Below are 22,385 nucleotides of genomic sequence, written 5' to 3' on the forward strand. Positions count from 1 at the left end.
CGCCTGCCACCGCTCACGCCGACCCCCAGCCCCCACGATGCCGCTGGCCCAAGCATGCGCCATGCCGCCAGGCACCGTCTCCGGAACAGCTGTGCACCCCGGCACGCTGGCCTACTGATCCCGACAGGGTCAGCTAGGGGCGGTGGGCACTGAACACTCGGAACGACACCGGCGACTCGCCTTCGCGGTCCAGCGTCAGGACATCGTCGACGACGAGCCCGGCGTCCGTGAGTAGCCCGGCCCACACCGGGGAGTCCAGCACATACATGTCCGTCGGGATGTCCACGCCGCCCGTGAGCCGGATCAGCTCCCGCCGGGCAACCACCTCGTTCGCCGGGCCCTGCCCGGTGACGCTGGTGTGCAGGGCGGAGAACACCAGTCGCCCCCTCGGGCCCAGGCCTTGGGCCACGGCCGGGACCATCAGCGCGGGGTCCGTGAACGGGAAGACGCTGACGGCATAGATCAGGTCGTAGGGCTCGGCTCGGGCCAGATGCTCCACGGCGTCCCCGTGCAGCAGGGTCAGCCCCGGCACGTTCGGGTAGCGGTCTCGGGCCCGCTGGTGCTGGGTGGCGGATGCGTCGATGGCGTCCACCACGGCGCCGTGGTCACGCACCAGATGCGCCGCGTGCCGGCCAACACCGCTCCCGAGGTCCAGGGCGCGGAGCCCGGCAACCACACCCAGCAACTCGGACCCGGGACCTGTGCCCCAGCCCGCCCAGTCGATTCGCTCCACCTCAGGCAGCTTGGTCTGCCGGTCCAGGTGATGCTGGCCGTACTCCTGCCAGGCAGCGCGGTTCACGTCGTCAGCGGTCATCCAGGAGCCCCCTCCACCCGGTGCGGTCGCCGCGACGATACGACGCCGCAACCCGGCGAGGGGGGCGAATGCGAATCGTTCACCGTCGTGGGCGCGGAACCAGCGGTATGCCGGTGAAGACCTCAAGCCTGGAGTAGTTCGCCGATCTCCCGGTCGCGTCCGGTGAAGACGGAAGAAGCCGGGGGCGGGCCGCTGCCCGGGGTCGGAGCCGCCCGGAGGAGTCGGCGGCGGCGCGGGTTGAGTGCGAGTGGTGAACGGCGCCCCGGAAAAGTCACGGCCCTGTGCAACCGGACCATGGAAGGTTCCTCCGCTGATCTCGTTGCGGGTCTCTCCGTCCCCGCTGTTGCCTGCGTGAGCCACCGTTGCAGTCGTGCGTGGAAGTCCGTGTCCGCCGCCGCCCGCATCGCGAGCGCAGCACTCAGTGCTCGGGCCCGCATTGGACCGGCGGGCCCCTCTTCCAGTCGCGTCAGCTCCGCCTCTCCCGGACGGATCGTCGAAAGCTGCCCGTCGTCCTCGTCGCGCTGGGATGGCCGACGCACCAGCGCACCGAGTCCTGCCCACACCTGCCGACCCAGCTCGCCGCCTACACCGCCGGCCAACGCGGCCGGCAAGCTCGCCGATATCGGATCCGTCGCCTGGCTCCTCTTCCCACGTACGGATGTCACGGGAGCAGCCAGCACAACCAGCTGCGGCACCGGAGCACGTGGGTTCCATGGCCGACGAGCCTGAGCCTGCCCAGTGAACGGCCGGTTCGCTCCCAAGGCGGGGGTTCGCGCACCCTAGGTGCCAGCCGTGTTACCGCCTTGCCGATACAGTGCGCCTTCTGCCCTCCGCCTGGCAATTTCCATTCTGTTCACGCGCTTCTCGTACGGCATTGCGGGACCCCCTGCGTGGCCAACCCCGGTATGGCGCGGTGGTGGTAAAGCCCGCGATTTCCGCGGGTGCACTTGACACCGCGCGCTACGAGCCCGATCAGCACGCCGACGCCAAGCGGCACGTCCGGACACTGCTGGACCAGGGCCGGGTCGTGATGGTCCAGCCGTATCTGCGTTTCGTGGAGGAGGGGGAACGCGGTCTGCTCTTCATCTCGGGCACATGCGGCCACGCGATCCGGAAGGGCCCCGTGCTGACCGAGTCCGGCGTGATCGACAACGGCCGAATGCCGCACCCCGACGTAGCCCCGTACCAGCCGACCGACGAAGAGATCACCACGGCGCTGGCAGCGATCCCGGCAGTGGTCAGGGGCGGCGCGCGTGGAAGATTCCCCAGCTGGTCAGGTTTTTGCGGCAGGCTTCCACCCAGAGCGGCAGGTTCTTCAGGAGGCCGTCCAGGTAGGCAGGACTGATGAGGCCCTGGAGTTCCTTCGCCCGCTGCCGTGTCTCCTCTGTGAGGCGGAGGTAGTGGGTGAGCATCTGGTCGCTGCGGTCGTCGAAGTCGATCGAGGCCAGCCCCAGGGCGGTGAGTTGCTGCCGGTAGAAGGCGGGGGTGGCGAACTCGTCGACCTGGAGGCGGGCGATCACAGGGCGCAGCGCCTCGGGCGGGGTGTGGTCGGCTGCCATCAGGTCGGTGAAGACGAGGTGCCCCTGGGGTTTGAGAACACGGACGGCTTCTGAGAGGAGCTCTTCCCGGTTTCCGCTGTGGCAGAAGGCCTCCTGCGACCACACGACGTCGAAGTGCCGGTCAGGGGAGGGGATGTCCTGGAACGATCCGGTCACGACCTCGATGAGCCCGTCAAGGCCGCGCTCGGTGTTGGTCTTGCGGTGGCGCTCGTTCTGGGCCTCGCTGATGTTGAGGGCGACGACCTGGCAGCCGAAGGTCTCGGCCAGGTAGCGGGCGGGTCCCCCGTATCCGGATCCGAGGTCGAGCACAAGGGATCCGGTGCCGAGACGGTCGGCGACCTTCGACGCTGCGACTTCGACGGTACGGCGGGAAGCCACGGCGACCGGCTCGTGAGGATGGATGTACACGCCGGTGTGGATGTCCTCGCCGCCCCACACGGTGCCGTAGAAGACATCGACATCACTTGTGCCGTAGTAGCCGGCCGCTGCGGCGGAGGCTTTGGCCGCACTGTCAAGACTGGTCATGTCATGCCCTCGCTTGTCGGGACCCGGCTGACGCAGCCGGCGCAGATGCTCGGCGCGAGGGTATCCGGGCCGCGGGCAGGAGAACAGGAACGCCGGACCAGCCACGCCGGTGATACCCCGGCGCGCACGGGGCCATCGGGCGGCATCTCGACGTCCGGCGGGGGCCGACGGCGCGCTGATCGCACTGCCGTACGGCCGGCCTGGCCAGCGGCTCCCTCAGCCACGATCTGCCTTCCAGGTCCGAGGGTTCGCGTGACGCTGATCGTTCCGGTTGATGCAGGAGCCAGGGGGCAGCCGCTCGGCTGTGGTTCCAGGCGGCGTTCTCGACGGTCCCGCAGTGGTCGGTCGGCTACGGCTCGCGGGCGGCTCCGTGGGCTGGTGCGCACCGCAGCATGACCCGGACGAGGCAGCGTCGGCGGGCGGCGTCGGGGTGGTCCTCGTAGGGCGTGCGGCCGTGCAGGACGCGCCGGTCGTCGATGACGAGGCAGTCGCCCTCCTCCAGCGGGATCGTGACCTTCAGTTCCGGGCGGGCCAGCACTTGGCGCAGGGTTTCGAGGGCCGCGCACTGCTCGGGGGGAATCGGCTCGCCGGTCAGTTCGGCGGCGGTCTCGATGCGTTTGAGGTTGCATCGGACCTGGACGCGGCCGCCGGTCTGCTCGAACACCGGCACGCGTACCACCGGACTCTCGCCCTGGGGTGTGACGTGGCGGCGGTCCACGGGGTACGGCGTGCTGAGCGCTTCCAGTGCGTGCGGATCCGACTCGCGGAGTATGCGGTGGACCGTCCAGCCGTCAGCCAGGACGGAAGCGCCACCGTGCAGGGCCTTCCGGTGCATGAGGAGCGCGATGGCATCGGGTTCCTGGCCGAAGGGCTGGACTGCCCGGTCGTTGTGCAGGTGCAGGTAGCCGCGTGACTTGGAGGTGTAGGCGTTCTCGCTGAAGCGGCGGTCGTCGGTGTACGCCGAGACGCCTTCGTCGCGGACCAGCCACCCCAGGGCGGTGTCCGGGCCCCGGCCCTGCGGAAGCGGTTCGCCGAGGTGGCCGAGCAGCGAAGTGGCGAACTCCTGGGCCGCCCCGGTGGTCATGGTGCCGGCCGGTGTTCCCGTCACCACGGCGAAACCGTGGCCGTCGAGCACCTCGGTACGTAATCGGCGGGCCAGGACGGCGTGGTCGGGGCTGTAGGGGAGACGGAAGGCGGTGGGGGAGGAGAAGGTCTGCTGTGACCAGCCGTGCCTGGAGTCCAGGGCCATCGACATCTGCCTTCCGGATGTGCACCGACGCTTTCCTTGAGGGTAGGAGGCAGGGCGAACGCGGAGAAGACCCCCACGAGGAGGTTCGGATGCTGCGCAAGCGGCTGGGGCGTGATGGCCCCCTGGTGTCGGCGATGGGCCTGGGCTGCATGGGCATGTCCGACTTCTACGGCCCAGCCGAGGAGTCCGAGTCGATCGCCACGATCCACCGGGCTCTCGACCTGGGCCTCACCTTCCTCGACACCGCCGACATGTACGGCCCGTACACCAACGAGGAGTTGGTGGGACGAGCCGTCGCGAAACGCCGCGACGAGGTCTTCCTGGCATCCAAGTTCGGCGTCGTACGTTCCGGTGACCACAGGGCGCGACGGGTCGACTCGACACCCGCCTACGCCAAGAGGGCCTGCACCGCCTCACTGCGCCGACTCGGGGTGGACCACATCGACCTCTACTACCTGCACCGTCGCAACCCGGCCGTCCCCATCGAGGACACCGTCGGTGCCATGGGCGAGCTGGTGACCGAAGGCAAGGTGCGCTACATCGGCCTGTCGGAGGTAAGTGCCAGCACGCTGCGCCGGGCCTGTGCGACAGCGCCGGTCGCCGCTCTGCAAAGCGAGTACTCGCTGTGGACACGTGGCCTGGAACGGGAGATCCGGCCCACCGCCCGCGAACTCGGCGTCGCCTTGGTGGCGTACTCGCCGCTCGGCCGCGGTCTCCTCACAGGAGCACTGACCGGCGTGGACACCCTGGCCGCAGAGGACATCCGCCGCGATCACCCCCGGTTCCACACGGAGAACCTGGCAGGCAACCTGCGCCTGGTCCAGCGCGTACGGACCCTGGCCCGGGGTCTCGGCTGTACTCCCGCGCAACTGGCGCTGGCCTGGGTTCTGGCACAGCCGGACGGTGTGATCCCCCTTCCGGGCACGCGTCGCCGCACGCACCTCGACGAGAATGCCGGGGCGCTCGCGGTCACGCTCTCGGCCGGGCAGTTGCGGTCGATCACCGACGCGATACCGGAAGCCCTCGGCGACCGCGCACCGGACCTGTCCCGGCTGGAGAAATAGACCACGGCGGCGGGCGGCGCGTACGTGGCAAGACAACCGGACTGCGGTGCCGAACGGTTTCCCGACCACCGCACCCGGGACCACGGCCTGAACAGGCGGCCGGTCGACCCCCGCCGATACCGCCGTGCAAGCCTGGACCGGTGAATGAAGCCCTCTCCGCCGCCCTGCAGCGCGCGTCCCGCCACCAGAACCGTTTCGAAGCCCGCTTCGCAGCCTACTTCGATTCCCTGACCGACCCCGCGGGCGGCATGTTCGAGACCCCGCCGCACGGCGCCTTCCCCGCCCGTGCACTCGACTTGGTGCGCGACATGTCGCTGCGCGGCGGCAAACGGCTCCGTGTGGTCCTCCTGCACGAGGCGGCCGCGCTGGTGGCCGACGAGGTCGTACCAGGGCTGGACGAAGCGGCCATCAGCATCGAACTGCTGCAGACCCACGGCCTGATCCACGACGACATCATCGACGACGCGCCCGTACGCCGCGGTGGCCCCTCCACCTACTACGCCTACCGCCACGAGTTCCCCGACCAGCCCGACACCGCCCTCGCGCTGGCCCTCCTCGCCGGCGACCTCGCGGCCTTCCTGTCCCTGCGCGTGCTGCTCACCAGCGGTCTGCCCGCCGACCGCGCCCTGGCCATGGCCGCCGTCCACGCCGACACGGGAGCCGCCACGATGCCCGGGCAGATGATCGATCTGGAACGCGACTTCCACCCCCTCCCCGACATCGAGTTCCTGCACGCGGTCACCGAATTCAAGTCGACCCGCTACTCCGTGCTCGCCCCGCTGCGTCTGGGCCTGCTCGCCGCCGGCGCCGACCACGCCCCGTACGACGCTGAACTGCGGCGCTACGCCACCGCATTGGGGATCGCCAACCAGATCCACGACGACTGGCTCGACCTGTTCGGCGATCCGGCAGCCCTCGGCAAACCGGTCGGGTCCGACATCCGTTCGGGTCGCCGCAGCTACGCCCTCCGCGCTCTTCTGGCCGTCTGCGACGACGCCGAGCGCAAGCTGCTGGACGAAGCCTCGGGAGATCCGGGCTGCGACGAAGAAACCCTCGACCGCATACGCCGCATCGCGCGAGCGCACGGCGTCGACCGGCGGCTCCGGGCCGACGCCGACGGCTACGCCCGTCGGGCCGAGGCGCAGGCCGCCACGTGGCGGGAGCGCTGGCGGCCGGAGGCCGTGGCGTTCTTCGAGCACATGCCGGGCTGGAGCGTCACCCGCGACCGGTGACGGCCACCCCGTCGTGCAGGGCCTGCCCCACATCGCGCAGGGACGCCGTCGCCCGGCCGGGTCGGTCCCCGGGGAAGGCGTTCACCACGGCCTGCGCGGCCGGCTCCGGTCTGGCGAGGGCCACGTTCCGGCGACGCCCTCATCGTCGCCGGCGGCGTACGCAGCTGAACGCCGTCGCCGACGGCAGGCCCCACAGTGAGACCGGCCGCCGCCCGGTCACCGCGGAGGCCGCTCCGCCCCGGTGCCCACGTGCGGATCTCCGTTCGGCAGATCGCTGTCCCGGGGCCGATCGCGCCCCGCTGTGCTCCGCCCCGGCGCCGATGGGCGATCATGCTGCTCGTGGACGGCTCGGCCACGAAAAGGGGAGGCACGGCATGGGTACGGCACAGGAGGCCGAGAGCATCACGGTCGGGGAACTGCTCGCCTCGGTCGAACCCGGCCGGCGCGGAGCCCTTTGGCGCCTCCGGCAAGCCGGCCGCCAACTGGACGCGAACCTGGTCCGCCACCTTCCCGGCACCGGTGGGAGCCTGTCCACCGAAAGCGAGGTCGACGTCCTGCTCGTCGTCATCGCCGGCAGCGGAACCCTCACCTGCGGCACCACCGAACTCCCCTTGGCGCCCGGCCGCTTCACCTTCCTGCCCCGCGGCACTCCCCGGGCGCTGCTCGCAGGCCCGGACGGCCTGGTCGTACTGACCGCGCACCGCCGACGCTCCGGGCTGAGCATCCAAGGCGTCACCACCGCCCCGCCCCCGGCGTGCGCGGTGCATCTGGTGTGCGGGGGCTGCCACCGCCACGCGATCGAAGCCGATGCCCGCTACTGCACCGGTTGCGGTACCCCGCTGCCGCCCCGGCCCGAGTGAACCCGCTGCTCGACAGGCCGCGCGGGCCCGCCCACCGTGGCATCAGGCCGCCTCCCGCGGACCGGAGGCGCGACCGGCAGTGTGCACCCTGTGACCCCGCCCGGTCCCAGGTACTGGCCTGCTGGCACCTCGGTGGCCCGCAGGGGCCCGCATCCGGGCACCGCACTCGAATGCCGGGCGGGAGCGTCAGCCCGTCGGCAGGTCGAGCCCGGTGTAGATCTGGTTGAGCACGGTGGGGAGCAGGGCCTGGGCGGTGGTCCGGCCGTCGGGCGACAGGGTCAGGTTCGTCCAGATGACGAGCGTGACGTCATGGGCGGGGTCGTGACCGATGAAGGAGTTGAAGCCCGGGAGCTCACCGCCGTGGTAGTACATCGCCGCGTTCGGGCCGAACTTCTGCTGGGCGATGCCGTAGCCGTACTTCTGACCGTCGGGCGCGGCCGGGTCCTCGGCCTGCGGGCCGGCGAGCCACTGCCGCTGGGTCGCGGGGCCGAGGACCTTCCCCGTGACCAGCGACCTGATCCAGGTGGCCAGGTCCTGCGCGGTGGAGACGGCTCCTCCGGCGGCGGTGGCGTAGGAGGGGTTCTGGCGGGTGTAGTCGACGGGCGCGAGCTTCCCCGCCTCGGCGGCCCGGCGGAGGGCGGCCGGGTACGGCTCGTCGACCAGGGCGTAGGACGTGCCGCCGTACATGTAGCCGTGGGAAGAGGGCTCGGCGAGGGACCTGTCGTGGATGCCGGGCAGGTAGGTTCCCGACAGGCCCAGCGGGGCGAAGAGCCGGTCCCGGAGCTGCTCGGCGAGGGGGCGGCCGCCGGCCTTCTCCGCGACGAGGCCGAGCAGGGCGTAGTTGGTGTTGGAGTACTCGTAGTCCGCGTCGGGCGCGAAGTTCGGCGGCCGCCGGAAGGCCATGGCCAGTACGTCCTGTGGGGTGTACGCCTTCCCCGGGTCGGCGTCCAGGGCGGAGGCGAGTTCGGGGGCGTTGGTGTAGTTGTAGAGCCCGCTGCGCATCCTGAGGAGTTCGGCGATGGTGATGCGGGCGCCGTCGGGCACGCCCGGAACGTACGCGGAGACCGGATCGCCCGGCTTCAGCTTCCCGTCCTGGGCCAGCAGCATGATCAACGCCGCGGTCATGGTCTTGGTGTTGGAGGCGATCCGGAAGTGGTCCCGGGCGTCCGGCGGCCGCGCGGTGCCCCGCTCGGTGGTGCCGACGACGGCCCGGTAGGTGCCCTGCGGGGTGCGGAGCAGAACGAACGCGCCGGGCACCATGAGCTTCTCCGCCATGCGTTCGACGGAGGCCTGGAATGCGGCCGGATCGATGGGCTTCAGCGCGGAGGCGGAGGAACGGGGCACGCCGGCCGTCGCGGAAGGAGTGCCCGCCGGGTCCGGTACCGCGGCCGCCCACCCGCCGGGCGCGGCGGCCCCCGCGATCAGCACCGCCGAGCAGGACACGGCCAGAGCCCCGCGGGCCAGGAGGCCGGGGACGCCGCGGCCCCGGCGGGACGGCCGGAAGGGCAGGGAGGCGCGGGAGGTCTTCATACACGCATCACGACCGTACCGCTCGGCCCCCGACACGGCTGGAACCCCCCGATCTTACCAGCGGGGGGTGTACGCGGCCCGGCGGGCGGAGCGTCCTCTCCTCGCCCCAGGCTCCGCCCGCACGGCGTCCCCCGGCAGCCGCCGGGACCGGCCCGTGCCGCCCGCGTGGAAATCCGGCCAACCCCATCTGCCGCTCCAGTAAAAGGAGTTGTAGCCCACCACCGGCCTTGCGACACTCCGTTCGCCCTTGCGGCAACCGCCGCCCGGGGACCACGCAGCAACACGTGGGGGGATTTGATCGCGATGCGACACCCGATGCGACACCCGATGCGGCGCGCCCTCGCGCGTGCCGCCACCGGGCTGGGTCTCACGCTAGCCCTGGCCACCGGCGGCCTGATCACCGCCGTCGGCGCGCACGCGCAGCCGGTGGCGGAAGGCAGCGTCGGCTTCACCGGCGACCCGGGCGACTACATCAGCGGCGGCGGATCCTATGCCTACGCCGCCGGCACCGACCAGATCCAGGTCAACGGTTCCGCCGCCCGGACCACCCTGGGCATCGGCATCACCGGTGCCAACGGCGACTGGTGGTCCCTCTCACTGGCCGCTCCGGCAGGGCAGGAGCTCCGGGCCGGCACGTACGAGGGCGCGACCCGGTACCCGTTCAACGACGGCGCCGCTCCGGGCCTCAGTCATGACGGAAACGGCCGCGGCTGCAACACCCTGACCGGTTCCTTCACCATCTCGAAGATCACCTGGGGCCCGAACGGCTACGTCGAGGCCCTCGACGCCGCCTACGAGCAGCACTGCGAAGGCAGCGGCCCCGCCCTGCGCGGCCAGGTCCACATCAAGAACCCCGCACCCCCGGCCGCGCTCTCCCTGGGCGTCGGCGTATCGGTCGAGGGCCAGGCCGGCGCCCTGAACGGCCGCGCCACGGTGCACGGCAAGGTCAACTGCAACAAGCCGGCCCAGGTGGACGTGTCGGGCCTGGTGACCCAGGTCAAGCGCAACACCCTGATCCGGGGCCCGTACAGCACCGTCGTGAAGTGCGTCCCGGGGCCCCCGTCGCCTGGAGCGCCGAGGCGGATCCGACGGGGGCCAGCCCCTTCCAGGCGGGCGACGTCGAGGTCAAGGCGACCGCCACCGCCTACGACAGCGACTACCAGGCCTCGGTGACCGGGAGCGACGTCAAGGCCGTCCACCTGACCAGGGTCAAGCGCTAGCGGCCAGGGCCGGCGGACCGGCCGGGCCGGTCCGCCGGCTGCGTACGCCTCGCGATCCGCCCGTTCCGGCTCACCGTCGATGAATGGGCCGAGCTCCACCCCCGAGGGCTTCTCGGCTCCGTGGAACGGCGAGTGCGACACCTGACGTGCGTCCGTAGGCGGGCGGGTCGCGGGACCGGTCAGGAATCGAGAAGCCCCGGCCGCCACCCGACCCCTAGCGTGAGGGTCATGGCAACCGCCGCTTCCGCCCACGGAACCGGCCCGGCCCCGCACGGACCAAAGGAGCACGTCGTGAAGTTCCGCACCCTCGTCGAGCCGCCCGAGCCCATGCGGGGACTGGAGGTTCCGCCCGAGGTGGTCGAGGCGCTCGGCGAGGGCGCCCGACCGCCGGTGACGATCACCGTCAACGGGCATCGCTGGAAGAGCCGCGTCGCCATCCTGCGCGGCCGTCACCTGCTCGGCCTCAGCAACGCCAACCGGCGGGCCGCGGGTGTCGCGACAGGTGAAGAGGTCGAGGTCGAGGTGGAGCTCGACACCGAGCCCCGCGTCGTCGTCGTGCCCGCGGACCTCGCCCGAGCCCTCGACGACGCCCCGGCCGCCCGCGCCGCCTTCGACGGTCTCACCGACAGCCGGAAGCGTGAACACGTGCGCGCCATCGAGAGCGCGAAGAAGCCCGAGACGCGCCTGCGGCGCATCGAGAAGGCCGTCGCCGCCCTGCGGGACTGAGAACCGGCGTCACCCACTCCCCCCGAAAGGGATGCACATGTCGAAACATGTCAAAACGGGCCTGTACTGGTTCCTGGCCCTTGAGTTCGCGCTGGGAGCCGTGACGAAGTGGTGGCCGGGCGACACGATGTTCAGCACCGCGTACTCCGTGAAGTTCGCCGACTGGGGTTACCCGTCCTGGATGCGCTTCGCGGTCGGTGCCCTGGAAGGCGTCGCCGCCGTCCTCCTCGTGATCCCTGACCGGCGCACACGCTTCCTGGCCGCCACGACGCTGGCGTTCGTGCTCACCGGCGCGGCCACCACCCACATCGTCAACCACGACCCGGCGGGAGAAAGCTGGGCCGCGCCGACCCACCTCGTCGTCATGGGCATCCTCGCCCTGGCCAACTGGCCCGCCGACTGGCGAAACCTCCTGCCGGCCGCCGCCGGCAGCATCCCGCGGTCCGGTTGATCCGCCGATCGGATGCCGTCCGGCCAGGAGCCGGCGTACGCCGCTCCATCGCCCACTCCCGTACCTCGGATCCCGCCGACGGCGCGCGGTCACCCGAGGGCCGGGCTCAGCCCAGGACCGCGGTCACTTCTCGGCGGGTCGCCTCCGACAGGAGGGGCGCCCAGCGCGTGAAGAGCTCGAGCAGGGCCGCCCCGTTGCGCTCGCGGAAGGACTCGTTCACCTTGGCCAGGTCCAGTTCGTTGGCCACCGTGAGCTCGGCGAAGTCGCGGCGCTGCTGGAGGGACGGGGTGAACTCCTCACCCGTGAACCGGTCCCGGAAGGTCACCGACGCCCCGTCCGGGGCGGCGAGGCCGGGGTAGGAGGCCTTGCGGTCGCAGCTGGCGTAGAAGTACACGAGCTCTTCCGCCTCCGTACCGATCGCCTGGGCGAGGCGATCGCGCTCGGACAGCTCCAGGAGTACCAACGGCAGCCCGTCCGTGCCGTAGAAGGCGTGGCACAGGGCCGCGGTCTGCAAGGCGGGCCGTGCACCCCACGCGGCGAGCAGCGCCTCGACGCGCAGCAGGTGGGTCAGGAGGGTGCCGCCGGAGTGCTTGGTCGTCTCCGCTCCCATCTCCTTGAGCAGGGCCATCGCCGGCGAGTCGGTGTGCTGGTCGTCGCTGTGCATCATGGGCCCATCATGGCGAGGTACCCGCGTCGGCGTACACCGGGACCGGCATGCGGACACCGGGGCCCGTGCCGTACGGACCCGGTCGCCGGGGGCTCACAGGTACGACACGGCACTGGCGGCGCGGCCCGGCGCGGGCGTCTGCTGAGGGGGAGGAGACGCCCACGGCCGGGCCCGGCGGCCGGAAGGCCGCTCACCTGCCCGGCCGCTCTTTCAGCGTAGGCCCGCCTCTCGGACCCGGCTGGGTCAGCCGACGCTTCCCGGGCACGATGCGGTGCCGGATCGCGCACCGGCGGGAGCTGCCGACGGAGGGCGGCCCGGTGGAGTTCGAGCTCGGTGATCTTCGTGTTCCGGGATTCTTCCGCGCCTCCGGTGCCGGGCAGGGGAGCGAGGTCACAGGACGGGGCCCTTATGGACCCCTTGCTCCGTATGCCACTCTGGCCCGGAGAACCGGGTCCCCCCATCTGCCGCAGGACCCGGCCGACCGACACGGAATCGCCCCATGTCCCTGCCGTCTCCCTCCCGAGCCGTACCCGCCGTACTGGCCGGCGCCGTAGTCGCGCTGCTGGCGGCGTGCGGGCCCTCGGCCGCCGCGGGTGCAGCCGCCCCACCGCCCGCCGCCTCCGTCTCGCACACGCCCGCCCTGGAGCTGCCCCCGGTGGCCCCCGCCGCCCCCTCCCCGCAGGCGCCCGTGCCCGTTCCGAGCGGGGAATCGATGCTGTCCATACCCTCCGCGGGTATCGCCGGGCTGCGCGTGGTTCCCTACGTGGGCACGACCGACGACGCACAGGGGACCCGCATACAGGACCTGGGTGTCGCGGCCAGCCCACACGGGAAGGGCGGCGGAGCCGGACCTGGCCAGGTGGGTAATTTCCTGGTCACCGCGCACCGCCTCTCGGCGGGCGGCCCGCTGCGCGACCTGCCCGCCGTGGACGAGGGCGACACGGTCCTCGTGACCGCGGGAGGGCAGACGTACACCTACGAGATCGTCGAGACCCGCAAGACGTCCTTCCGCTCCGAGCGCTCGCTGAGCGAACAGCGCGCCGCCGTACCCGGGAAGCCCGGTGCGACCGCCACCCAGGCCATGATCACGATCTCCACCTGTGCCACACCCGAGGACCACGCCGAGGGGAACTTCTGGAGCGACGCGCAGGGCAACCCCGAGCACCGCATCGACAAGATCGGCGTCCTGCGCAAGCCTCCCGGGGCTGCCTCCGCGGCCTGACGCGGGCCGCCGGGAGAGGCGGACGCGGGCTACGGGAGGCCGCGCCGACACGGACACGGGTCGCCCCGCTTCGATACGACCGGTCGCCCCCGCGCCTCGGCCGGCACCGGCTCGCGGTGCACGGCCCCGGGAGGGGGTAGGTACAGGGTGGAGGTCGTCGCATGGCCCGCTCGGACTGGCTGCTGGAGCCCGGAGAACGCGGAAACCCCGCCACACGGCTGGAGGAGCGCCGTGCGGGCGGGGCTGCCTGGTCCGAGGGCAACGACGCCCGTCCCCTGGTCCACGGAGCCGCGTACTTCGCGGAGCTCCTCGCCAGGATCCGCGAGACGCGCGCGGGCGACCTGCTCCTGTTCACCGACTGGCGCGGCGACCCCGACGAACGGCTGGCCGGAGCCGGTACGGAGATCGCGGCCGTACTGGGCGGAGCGGCGGAACGCGGTGTCATCGTCAAGGGGCTGTTGTGGCGCTCCCACCTGGACGGCTTCCGCTTCAGCGAGGAGGAGAACCGCTCCCTCGGCGAGGACATCGAGGCCGCGGGCGGCGAATGCCTGCTCGACCTGCGCGTACGGCCCGGCGGCTCGCACCACCAGAAGCTGGTCGTCCTGCGCCACGAAGGCCGCCCGGAGCGCGACATCGCGTACGTCGGCGGTATCGACCTGTGCCACAACCGCAACGACGACTCCGCCCACCGGGGCGACCGCCAGTCGCTGCCCATGGCCCCGGCGTACGGCCCGCACCCGCCGTGGCACGACGTCCAGCTGGCCGTGAGCGGGCCCGTCGTCGGCGATGTCGAAGCCGTCTTCCGCGAACGGTGGGAGGATCCCGCGCCGCTCTCCCGCAGCCCCGTGATCCGCCTGCGGCAGTGGTGGGGCCGGGAGGACACCAGCGCCGACGAGCTGCCTCCGCAGGGGCCCGACCCCCAGCCGTGCGGTACGCACGCCGTACAGGTACTGCGCACCTACCCGAACCGGCTGCTGCGCGGGTACCCCTTCGCCCCCGACGGCGAGCGGAGCATCGCCCGCGGCTACCTCAAGGCCCTGCGGCGCGCCCGGGCGCTCATCTACCTGGAGGACCAGTACCTGTGGTCCCCGCGCGTCGTGGCCTGCTTCGCCCGGGCGCTGCGCGCACACCCCGGGCTCCGGCTGATCGCCGTCATCCCCTCCGTTCCGGACCAGGACGGCCGGCTCACCCGCCCCATGAACCTGATCGGGCGGATCACCGCACTGGAGGAGCTGCGGCGGGCGGGCGGGGACCGGGTCGCGGTGTACGGCCTGGAGAACCACGCCGGAACCCCCGTGTACGTGCACGCCAAGGTCTGCGTGATCGACGACGTATGGGCCGCCATCGGGTCCGACAACGTCAACCTGCGCTCGTGGACGCACGACTCCGAGCTGAGCTGCACCGTCCTCGACCGGAGCCGAGATCCCGATCCGCCGTACGATCCGGGCGGGCTGGGGGACGGAGCCCGCCCCTTCGCCCGGCGGCTGCGCCTGGAGCTCATGCGCGAGCACCTGGACGCGCCGGACGGGACCGCGCCGGAGCTGCGCGATCCGGAGACCGCCTTCGATCGGTTCGGGCGTTCCGCCGCGGCCCTGGACGACTGGCACGCGGCCGGCAGCCGCGGACCGCGCCCTGCGGGCCGGCTGCGCCGCTACGTCCCGCCGGACCTGTCGCGCACGCGGCGCCTGCTCGCGGCGCCCCTGCACCGCGCCCTGATCGACCCGGACGGCCGCCCCTTCGGGATGCGCCGCCGCAACAGCTTCTGAGCGCGAGGCCGGCCGGCCGGTTCAGGGGTCGGTCCGTGCCGACAGACCCCGGTTCACGCAGGTGGCGAGCCGCCCCGCGAGCCGTCCACCGGGATCGAGGCGGGGGTTGAAGATCGTGACGTCGAAGCCGACGGCCTGGTCCGCGGCCAGTGCCGTCCGCAGTACGGCCTCCAGCTCGGACCAGCTCAGCCCGCCGGGCTGGCGGTAGTCGACGGCGGGCATGACCGCGTCGTCCAGGACGTCCACGTCGAGGTGGACCCAGTAGCCGCGACTGCCGCCCGCGGTGAGCCGGCCGATCGCCTCGCGCGCGGCGGAGGCGGCGCCGGCCGCCCGGACCGCGTCGAGGTCGATCGCGTGCAGCCGCGGGGGCAGCGGCTGCATCCCGTCCCGGCGCGACTCCTCGGAGTCGCGGAAGCCGAGGGCGGCGACGTCCTCGTCCCGGACCAGGGGCCCGAGTCCTTCGAGGTCGGCGAGCAGCAGGGGGCCGCGCCCGGTGGCCAGGGCGAGTTCCATCGAGGCCGCCTCGCCGGCGGGCTCGGCCGAGGGCTGGTAGAAGTCGGTGTGCCCGTCGAGGAACAGCAGCCCGTGGCGTCCCCGGCGGCGCAGGGCGAGGAGGTTGCCGAGCAGGATGCTGCAGTCGCCGCCCAGGACCAGGGGGAAGCGGCCCGCGTCGAGCACGGAGCCGACCGCGTCGGCCAGCCGGACGGAGTAGGCGGCGAGCGCGGCAGGGTTGAGGACGCCGGTGTCGGGGTCCCGCCGCGGATCGTAGGCCGGAGCCTCGATCCGGGCGGCGCGGACCGCCCGGGGGCGTTCCGCCAGGAGCCCGGCGCCCAGCAGCGCCTCCGGCAGGTCCTGCACCCCGGAGGGCCGCAGCCCCAGGACGGAGGGTGCCTCGATGACCGACACTTCCCTGGCCACAGCCCCATTCTGCCCCCGCACGGGCACGTCAGCCGGAGTCGAGGACGAGGTCGGCGCGGTGGCGGCCGGGGGCGACGAGCCGGGCGTTGGCCTCGTCCGACCGCGCCACCCACGCGCGCGCATCTGCCGGGTCCTTGCCGTGGTGCACGTGCCGGTCGACGAGCCGGGCCACTCGCAGGGCCTCGTCCGGGGCGAGGTACCAGGCCTCATCCAGGAGAGGCCGAACCGGCGCCCAGTCCGCCGCGTCGTGCAGCAAGTAGTTTCCCTCGGTGATCACCAGCGGTACGGCCGGTCCTACGGGGATGCTGCCGGCGATCGGCTCCTCCAGCGAGCGGTCGAAAGCGGGCGCGTACACGGTGGCCCCCTCGGGCGTGCGCAGCCGGCGCAGCAGGCAGACGTAGCCCGCCGCGTCGAAGGTGTCCGGGGCCCCCTTGCGGTCGGCCCGCCCCAGCCGGTGCAGCTCGGCCTGCGCGAGGTGGAACCCGTCCATCGGCACCACCACGGCCCGCTCCGGCCCGAGCGCCCCGGCGATCCGCGCCGCCAGCGTCGACTTCCCGGCCCCCGGCGGCCCGGCGATGCCGAGAATCCGCCGACCGCCCCGGGCGGCCAGCGCACCCGCCCTCATGACCAGCTCCGTCGTCTGCACGTACGTATCCTGCCCGAGGCCCGCGACCGCCCGCGCGGAATCCGCCCCAACGCCCCTGGGTGCGGTACAGCGCTCAGGGCGTCGTCCGGCGGACCATCCTCCTGGTCGTGGCAGCCTGGTTTCAAGCACCGCGACTCGCGCGTCCCGATCACGCAGGAAGCCGCCGACCACCATCGTCGCCCGCGCCTCCGACCCCTTGGACCGGGACTAAAGGGGCATCGGTGCTTTGAATTCGCCCCGCGCGACCAGGTCGATGAATTCTCCGACCCTCCCGATCAGTCGCCGGATCCAGGGTGAACCGTATCGGTCCCCGCGGTAGTAGACCTCGAAGACCAACTCGCCGGCCGATTCCAGGGACTGGATCCGTATGCCGCCGCGGGGAACGGAGATGGATGGATTCGGCAGGCTGAAGGGCGAGATCAGCAGATCGCCGACCTTCTCGGTGCGGGTCGCGCCGATCCTCGCGTGGTCGAAGTTGACGTACGGCGGCGCAGCGTCGAGGTCCGCCGCGTGTCGCACGCCGTAGAGGGCCGCATCCATTTCCTGTACGAGCAGGGAATGGGGAACCTCCTGGTGGGTCAGTGCGTGAAGCGATGTCAGTTGGACCGATTTCAGTGACTCCAGCACCGTCAGGCCGCCGGAAAGGTCGGTCCGGAGGGTGATCGGCGTCGCGAAGTACCCCACCGCACTCCGGATCTCCCGCATGACGCGGTTCTCCGCTGATGCCATGATCGCGACGTCTCCGGGATCGAGGTCCCCCTGTTCCCTCCGCATTCCCGCCACCGCGACCTTGAGTGCCGTCGCGCACAGAGTGCCCGTCGTCAGGCGCTCGCTCGTCAGCGCCGCTTCCAGTTTCGATGTGGCATCCCCTGTTAGGGACAAGCTGAGAGAGGCGCCGTGCGGTTCCCCGCCAGGGGCGTCGGGGTCCATCAGGCGGGAACGGGGGATCGGCCCCACTCCCGCGAGGCGGTCCGTCCATTCCTTCACGGCTGCCGCGCCGTCGGGGCCCCGCAGGTGGTTCATCAGCCATGTCGCGTACTCGGGGAACCCGGCGGGGGAGTCGGGCAGGACGGCCCGCCCGTGCCCGGCTTCCTGCCGGTAGAACCGAATCAGATCGTTCAGCACGATGTCTCGGGAAAGGCCGTCCGCCAGGACATGGTCCATGGTGATGCCGAGAAGGTGGTCCGTGCTGCCCACTTCGACGAGTACAGCCCTGAACAGGGGCTCACCGAGAACGGTGAACGGCTCGTCCGCCACGTCCGAGACGAGTTTCAGCCCCGCCTCATGGCGCCCGGCGCCCGGGATGTCGTGCGGTACTCGTATCCGCCTGAGAGGGATGCGCGGGGCGTGTCGCACCGTGCAGTAGTGGCCGGCCGAGTCAAGGCCGAAAACGGCCCCGAGGTACGGGTGCCGGGTCAGGAGGCCGGTCAGTGCGGCTTCGAGAGCGGCGACGTCCAGTTCCCCCGAGAACCGCAGGTTGCCCATCACCAGGAATTTCCGGGCTCCGTTGGAGCGGAGCCGTTCCTCTTGGTTCGGAGTGACCGGGATCCTCCCGTCGTAGTCCACCGGTACCAGCCTGCCGGGGTTGACTCCCACTGGGTGCTCCCTTCCTCGTTACGCAGCGGACCGCTCTTGGACGAGAGCCACGAGCTTCCCGAACGTGGGGTTCGAGATGATTTCGATCGCGTCGACCGCGAGCCGGCACTCCTCCTGGATGTCGGCGGCAAGATAGACCGCGGTGATCGAGGTGCCGCCGTTGTCGAAGAAGTCAGAGTCGTCGGTCACCTCCTCGACCTTGAGAAGGTTCGTCCAGATCCTGGCCAACTGTTCGCGTACCTCTGACATGGCTCGCGCCTCCTGGCGTCGATATCGGGATTCCGTACCGGCCGTACTGAGCCGGACTCGCTCTACCGCTCGGGAGATCTCGCCGTAGTCGCCCTCGTGACTGCCGTTGAGCAGCACGTGCCCGACCCCGGCACGCACGTACTGGGCGAGCCGCTCGCTCACCTCCGTGTGCGAGCCGACGAGGAAGGGCGCGCTCGCCCGACTGCTGCGGAAGGCTCCGAGCCAGTAGGGGTCGTCGCCGATGCCGTCGGCGCCGGCTTCCTGTTCGGCGACCGCCTGTGTGGCCAGTTGGCGCGACCACGCGCTGGGCGACCGCGTCTTCAGGAGGGTCTCCTGGCGTCCCCGCCAGGTCTGGGGGAAGCGCTCGTACGCGACGCGCCAGGCCTCCGTCCGCTCGTCCCGGGGAATGAGGCCGATGCGGATGCCGATCTCTCCCGTGTATCCCTCCCCGCGCAAGGGCTTGAGGAACGTTTCTTCCCATTCCTCGTACGGAGCGGGATGAGTGACCACGACATCGGCGATGTCCTTCGCGACGCTGACGCTGGCCGGAGAGGAGCCGGCGACGAACAGCTTGCACCGGGAGAGGACATCCGGTCGCGGCTCCAGCTTGAAATCGCGGAACCGGTAGTGGCCGCCTTCGAGGTCGACGGTCTCTCCCCGGAGGAGCGAGCGAAGGATGCGCCCGTACTCCCGCATGCGCGCGTAGCGCTCGTCATGCGTCAGGGTGTCCCCGGTCCGTCGGAGCTCGTCGTCACGTGCGCCCGCGACCAGGTTGAAGTACAGGGGGCGGCCGTAGAGCGAGGCGTAGGCGGCGGCCATGGACGCGGCGGTATGGGGAGGCAGTGAGGAGGGTTGCACGGCGATGAGCGGGACCAGGGTCCGGGTCACCGACCCGATGTAGGCCGCCACGATCCAGGGGTCGACCTCGTGCAGATTGTGCGGGACCAGGATTCCCGACCAGCCGGCTCCCTCACATCGAAGCGAGGTGTCGCGCACCCGGGTGAGGAAATCCTCCTCGAAGGTGTGGTGCGGGCTGATCGATTCCGGTGTGACGGAGTAGATGTCCATGGTTTCCTCGTCGTTCTCAGTCGACGTTGAGTACACCGGTGGGGTCGTTGCTGTTTCCGGCGGGGCGGAGATCATCGGGGTCCACGTAGTCGCGGGTCCGCCGGATCAGCGTCGTACTGTTCTGTCCGTACCGATGCGGTTCGCGGAGATTCGTGATTTCCAGGCGTCCGTTCTCCCTCCCGCGCAACGACTCCAGATAGCGCAGGACCGCACGCCCTTCCGGGTAGGTCATGAGGTAGTGCGCCGCGAACATGCCGCCCGCCGGATTGATGAGGTCCCAGTACTCGCGGACGAAGGCCAGCGTGTCCCATGTGTCGATCCAGGCGAAGTCGACGAGGCCGACCGCTTCACGCACCTGACCGGCGGAGCCCCGGAGGTCCCCTTCGATGACCTGGCACACGCCGGCGAGTCCGAGTTCTTCCAGGATCTTCAAGGCGCGGGGAGCGGAGGACGCGGTGTCGGTCATGCGGTCGATGCAGATCAGCCGAGGCTCGTAGGGGTCGTCGTAGTAGGGGGCGTGTGCCATGGGTTGGACCGTCTGCGATTCCGGGGTGCCGAGCAGGTCCCGTTCGGCCGCGTACGCCTCCTTGTTGTCTTTCAGCGCCTTCGCGAGGAAGGGGGTGGTGTATCCCATCCCCACCTCCAGGACGTGCTGCGGTCGCAGTGTCCGGATGAGCCAGTAGAGCAGCGGAGCCGTGGCATCCGTGGCCATCTCGGGGACCTGGAGGGGCTGCACGGCGGCATGGAACGCATCGTCAATCACGGGAGGTCCTCCTGCTCCGCTGGGTGTCCTGTGCTTCAGGGGTTCCCGGAAGGATGGTGAAGGCCATCGAAGCCCAGGAATGTGGTCCGCTGACGGACGCGAGGATCCGCTGCCCGGCGACGAGTGCGCCCGACCCGGCGTGCTGGTGCAGGGTGATGAGGACGTCTCCGGAGAAGCAGTGCCCCAACTCGGTGACGGGGCCGAGCACCAGCTTGTCCGCAGGAAGCTTCAAGGCCGCCATCAGGAACTTCTGTGCCGCGGGCCGGTAATTGGGGAACACGGCGTACTCGTACTCCTCGCGTTCGACTCCCAGAGCGGTCACGAGCGCCTGCATGGCTGTGGAGGCGACCTCGACCGTGGCCAGCACACGGTCCTGCGCCGTCGCCCGGTCGTCGTGACGGACGAGGGTCCGCTGCACCACGGCGTCCATGCGCAGCCGTGGCCCGGCTCCCTCCGGGACAGGGGTGATCACGCATGCGACCGCGCTGTCACTGAAGACGGACAAGCCGCTCGCCATGACGCGGCGCTGTGATGTCGCCCGATCGGCCAGGACCAGCAGCACCCGCCGGTGCCGTCCTGCGAGCAGCGCGTCCCCGGCAGTGCGCAGCGCCGGTGCCAGATTGCCGCAGTCGTGTCCGGACAGGGCCAGGTAGTCGGTCGCCGTAAGGCCCAGCTGGTCTGCGAGATAGGCCAAGGAGGCGGAGCTGTCCGTGTCGTTCTCGCTGACGTAGAGGATGAGATCAGGCTCCCTTCCGGAGTCCGCCAAGGTCTGCGCGGCGGCGTCCCGGGCCAGTTCCCTGATGTCCGCGTCGGTCTCGCGGAAATGAACGATCTCCTCCACCAGGGGCTGCAGGTACGCCCGATCCGGGTGGACGAGCTCGGATACTTTGCGGAGTTCACCGCAGACGAATCGGACGGAGGAGATGTGGATGCTGCTCAATGCTCCCGCTCCAGACGGCTTCCGTTAGCGACGAGGCTTCAGCGTTTCGGTCTTCAGGAATCTGGTGAGGCGCCGTACCCCCTCGTCGATCTCCTCCGCAGTGAGATAGCTGCACGACAGGCGGAGTTCGCAGTCGCCGGCGAGACCCAGATGGAATTGGCTCATGGGGGTCCAGAGCACCCCGTACTTCTCGGCCGATACGGCGAGCAGGTCCATGTCCGCCCGCACGGGAATCCGGACACGGATGAAGAACCCGCCTTCGGGAAGGTTCCATCGGATGCGCGGGTCGACGTCCGTGAGGTCCCGGTCCAGGGCGCGGGCGAGATGGGTGAGGTTGCGGCGGTAGAGCGCCGCCTTCTCCCGGCTCAACTCCATCAGGGAGCCGCCGTGTTCCAGGAGCATGCCGCCGATCACCGCCTGGCCGAGCGGTGAGGTGTTGACCGTCACCGTGCTTTTGAGCGCCGCGATATGACGAGCCAGCAGCTGGCTTCCGCCCGGTGCCCGGACCGGCTGGTCCGCGACCACGTAGCCGACGCGCGCGCCGGGGAAGCACACTTTGGCGAACGTACCGATGTGGACCACGCGTCGGCCGGTGTCCAAGGCCTTGAGCTGGGGGATCTCGGATTCGACGGGTGCGGTGAACCCGTAGGCGTTGTCCTCGAGGATGTGGAAGTCCTCACGCTCCGCCGCGTCGAGCAAGCCGTGACGGTTCTCCAGCGGCATGCGGCGTCCGCCCGGATTGGAGAAGTCCGGGGCCACGTAACAGGCACGAACGCGCTGCCCGCGGCGCCGCGCGGCCCGGCATTCCCGGCGCAGGGCGTCCAGATCGACGCCGGCGGAGGATTCCTCGACGCCGATCAGGGGAATCCCGAGGAGCCGAGCCGCACCGGTGATGCCGGCGAAACACGGATCGGCGACGGCCAGGACGTCCTGCGGCCCTGCGCACAGCGCGCGAAGGGTGAGGACCATGGCTTCCTGGGCGCCGACGGTGATGACGACGGAGTCGGGATGGACGTCCATCCCGTAGTCGCGCCGTAGCGCATCCGCGACCAGGCCGTTGATGATGCCGCGACTGGGGCCGTACTCGAACAGTGTCCGCCGCGCCCGGGCTTCGGTCAGCCCCTCTTCGTCGGCGAGGTGCGCGATGAACCGCCGGGTGCAGGAGTCGATGTCGATCTCGGTGAAAGTGGCGGGGTGCGGGGCGCCCGGAGCGAAGGAGACGGCGTCCGGGTAGCGCCCCATCACCTCGTTGAGGAAGCCGATGGACCCGAGCAGGGGACTGCTGAGGGAGTCGTGGAGCTGGTCAAGCGCAAGTGAAGG

The 22,385-nt window shown here is 71.0% G+C and carries 21 protein-coding genes; 8 read left to right on the forward strand and 13 right to left on the reverse strand.

Going from position 1 to position 22,385, the window contains the following annotated elements:
- Positions 1-133: 133 nt before the first annotated feature.
- The 3 genes from ACZ7IF_RS28220 to ACZ7IF_RS28230 form a co-directional block, all read right to left on the reverse strand.
- A complete protein-coding gene (locus ACZ7IF_RS28220; protein WP_470976795.1) occupies positions 134-814 on the reverse strand; it encodes a class I SAM-dependent methyltransferase in 681 nt (226 codons plus the stop codon).
- A gap of 1,238 nt (positions 815-2,052) precedes the next feature.
- Complete coding sequence (locus tag ACZ7IF_RS28225) at positions 2,053-2,898, reverse strand: SAM-dependent methyltransferase (RefSeq protein WP_470976798.1); 846 nt, start codon at positions 2,896-2,898, stop codon at positions 2,053-2,055.
- A 349-nt stretch (positions 2,899-3,247) separates the two neighbouring features.
- Entirely contained in the window at positions 3,248-4,153 is a 906-nt protein-coding gene (locus ACZ7IF_RS28230; RefSeq protein WP_470976801.1) for a TauD/TfdA family dioxygenase, read from the reverse strand.
- An 83-nt stretch (positions 4,154-4,236) separates the two neighbouring features.
- Between ACZ7IF_RS28230 and ACZ7IF_RS28235 the strand changes: the two genes are divergently transcribed.
- Positions 4,237-5,211, forward strand: coding sequence for an aldo/keto reductase (locus ACZ7IF_RS28235; protein ID WP_470976804.1), 975 nt, complete (start codon positions 4,237-4,239; stop codon positions 5,209-5,211).
- A gap of 140 nt (positions 5,212-5,351) precedes the next feature.
- Positions 5,352-6,443: a polyprenyl synthetase family protein gene (locus ACZ7IF_RS28240; RefSeq protein ID WP_470976807.1), complete on the forward strand. Its 1,092-nt coding sequence runs from the start codon at positions 5,352-5,354 to the stop codon at positions 6,441-6,443.
- Here the strand turns inward: ACZ7IF_RS28240 and ACZ7IF_RS28245 are convergent.
- Complete coding sequence (locus ACZ7IF_RS28245) at positions 6,427-6,567, reverse strand: hypothetical protein (protein WP_470976810.1); 141 nt, start codon at positions 6,565-6,567, stop codon at positions 6,427-6,429. The genes ACZ7IF_RS28240 and ACZ7IF_RS28245 overlap by 17 nt on opposite strands.
- Positions 6,568-6,817: 250 nt before the next feature.
- Between ACZ7IF_RS28245 and ACZ7IF_RS28250 the strand changes: the two genes are divergently transcribed.
- Positions 6,818-7,303: a cupin domain-containing protein gene (locus tag ACZ7IF_RS28250; RefSeq protein ID WP_470976813.1), complete on the forward strand. Its 486-nt coding sequence runs from the start codon at positions 6,818-6,820 to the stop codon at positions 7,301-7,303.
- 186 nt (positions 7,304-7,489) lie between these two features.
- Here the strand turns inward: ACZ7IF_RS28250 and ACZ7IF_RS28255 are convergent, their stop codons facing one another.
- Complete coding sequence (locus ACZ7IF_RS28255; protein ID WP_470976816.1) at positions 7,490-8,833, reverse strand: serine hydrolase domain-containing protein; 1,344 nt, start codon at positions 8,831-8,833, stop codon at positions 7,490-7,492.
- Positions 8,834-9,136: 303 nt separating this feature from the next.
- On the opposite strand from ACZ7IF_RS28255, the gene ACZ7IF_RS28260 reads away from it, so the two are divergent.
- From ACZ7IF_RS28260 to ACZ7IF_RS28270, 3 genes are all read left to right on the forward strand, one after another.
- Positions 9,137-10,006, forward strand: coding sequence for a hypothetical protein (locus ACZ7IF_RS28260; RefSeq protein WP_470976819.1), 870 nt, complete (start codon positions 9,137-9,139; stop codon positions 10,004-10,006).
- Positions 10,007-10,344: 338 nt separating this feature from the next.
- The gene (locus ACZ7IF_RS28265; RefSeq protein WP_470976822.1) at positions 10,345-10,779 is read left to right on the forward strand and encodes a YdeI/OmpD-associated family protein; all 435 of its coding nucleotides are present in this window, start codon (positions 10,345-10,347) and stop codon (positions 10,777-10,779) included.
- A gap of 37 nt (positions 10,780-10,816) precedes the next feature.
- Entirely contained in the window at positions 10,817-11,230 is a 414-nt protein-coding gene (locus ACZ7IF_RS28270) for a DoxX family protein (protein ID WP_470976825.1), read from the forward strand.
- Positions 11,231-11,336: 106 nt separating this feature from the next.
- Here ACZ7IF_RS28270 and ACZ7IF_RS28275 read toward each other — a convergent pair whose 3' ends face one another.
- A complete protein-coding gene (locus ACZ7IF_RS28275; protein ID WP_470976829.1) occupies positions 11,337-11,897 on the reverse strand; it encodes a DUF6817 domain-containing protein in 561 nt (186 codons plus the stop codon).
- Positions 11,898-12,396: 499 nt separating this feature from the next.
- On the opposite strand from ACZ7IF_RS28275, the gene ACZ7IF_RS28280 reads away from it, so the two are divergent.
- Both ACZ7IF_RS28280 and ACZ7IF_RS28285 read left to right on the forward strand, forming a co-directional pair.
- Positions 12,397-13,119 (forward strand): sortase domain-containing protein, encoded by a 723-nt coding sequence (locus tag ACZ7IF_RS28280; protein WP_470976832.1) that lies wholly within the window; start codon positions 12,397-12,399, stop codon positions 13,117-13,119.
- A 161-nt stretch (positions 13,120-13,280) separates the two neighbouring features.
- Positions 13,281-14,885 carry a phospholipase D family protein gene (locus ACZ7IF_RS28285; RefSeq protein ID WP_470976836.1) on the forward strand — a complete coding sequence of 535 codons (1,605 nt, stop codon included), beginning with the start codon at positions 13,281-13,283 and terminating at the stop codon, positions 14,883-14,885.
- A 21-nt stretch (positions 14,886-14,906) separates the two neighbouring features.
- Here the strand turns inward: ACZ7IF_RS28285 and ACZ7IF_RS28290 are convergent, their stop codons facing one another.
- The 7 genes from ACZ7IF_RS28290 to ACZ7IF_RS28320 all read right to left on the reverse strand — a co-directional run bounded on the left by ACZ7IF_RS28290 (position 14,907) and on the right by ACZ7IF_RS28320 (position 22,307).
- Positions 14,907-15,803 (reverse strand): arginase family protein, encoded by an 897-nt coding sequence (locus ACZ7IF_RS28290; RefSeq protein WP_470976839.1) that lies wholly within the window; start codon positions 15,801-15,803, stop codon positions 14,907-14,909.
- A gap of 28 nt (positions 15,804-15,831) precedes the next feature.
- On the reverse strand, positions 15,832-16,449 hold the full coding sequence (locus tag ACZ7IF_RS28295; protein WP_470976842.1) for a nucleoside/nucleotide kinase family protein: 618 nt from the start codon (positions 16,447-16,449) through the stop codon (positions 15,832-15,834).
- Positions 16,450-16,656: 207 nt separating this feature from the next.
- Positions 16,657-18,015, reverse strand: coding sequence for a condensation domain-containing protein (locus tag ACZ7IF_RS28300; protein WP_470976845.1), 1,359 nt, complete (start codon positions 18,013-18,015; stop codon positions 16,657-16,659).
- Between the two features lie 48 nt (positions 18,016-18,063).
- Positions 18,064-19,362: an LLM class flavin-dependent oxidoreductase gene (locus ACZ7IF_RS28305; protein WP_470976848.1), complete on the reverse strand. Its 1,299-nt coding sequence runs from the start codon at positions 19,360-19,362 to the stop codon at positions 18,064-18,066.
- A gap of 16 nt (positions 19,363-19,378) precedes the next feature.
- Positions 19,379-20,125 carry an O-methyltransferase gene (locus tag ACZ7IF_RS28310; RefSeq protein WP_470976852.1) on the reverse strand — a complete coding sequence of 249 codons (747 nt, stop codon included), beginning with the start codon at positions 20,123-20,125 and terminating at the stop codon, positions 19,379-19,381.
- A complete protein-coding gene (locus tag ACZ7IF_RS28315; protein WP_470976855.1) occupies positions 20,118-21,065 on the reverse strand; it encodes a beta-ketoacyl-[acyl-carrier-protein] synthase family protein in 948 nt (315 codons plus the stop codon). Before ACZ7IF_RS28315 ends, ACZ7IF_RS28310 begins: the two co-directional genes overlap by 8 nt.
- Before the next feature lie 24 nt (positions 21,066-21,089).
- On the reverse strand, positions 21,090-22,307 hold the full coding sequence (locus ACZ7IF_RS28320; protein WP_470976858.1) for an aminotransferase-like domain-containing protein: 1,218 nt from the start codon (positions 22,305-22,307) through the stop codon (positions 21,090-21,092).
- Positions 22,308-22,385: the final 78 nt, after the last annotated feature.

This window comes from Streptomyces sp. NPDC037421, assembly GCF_055602105.1.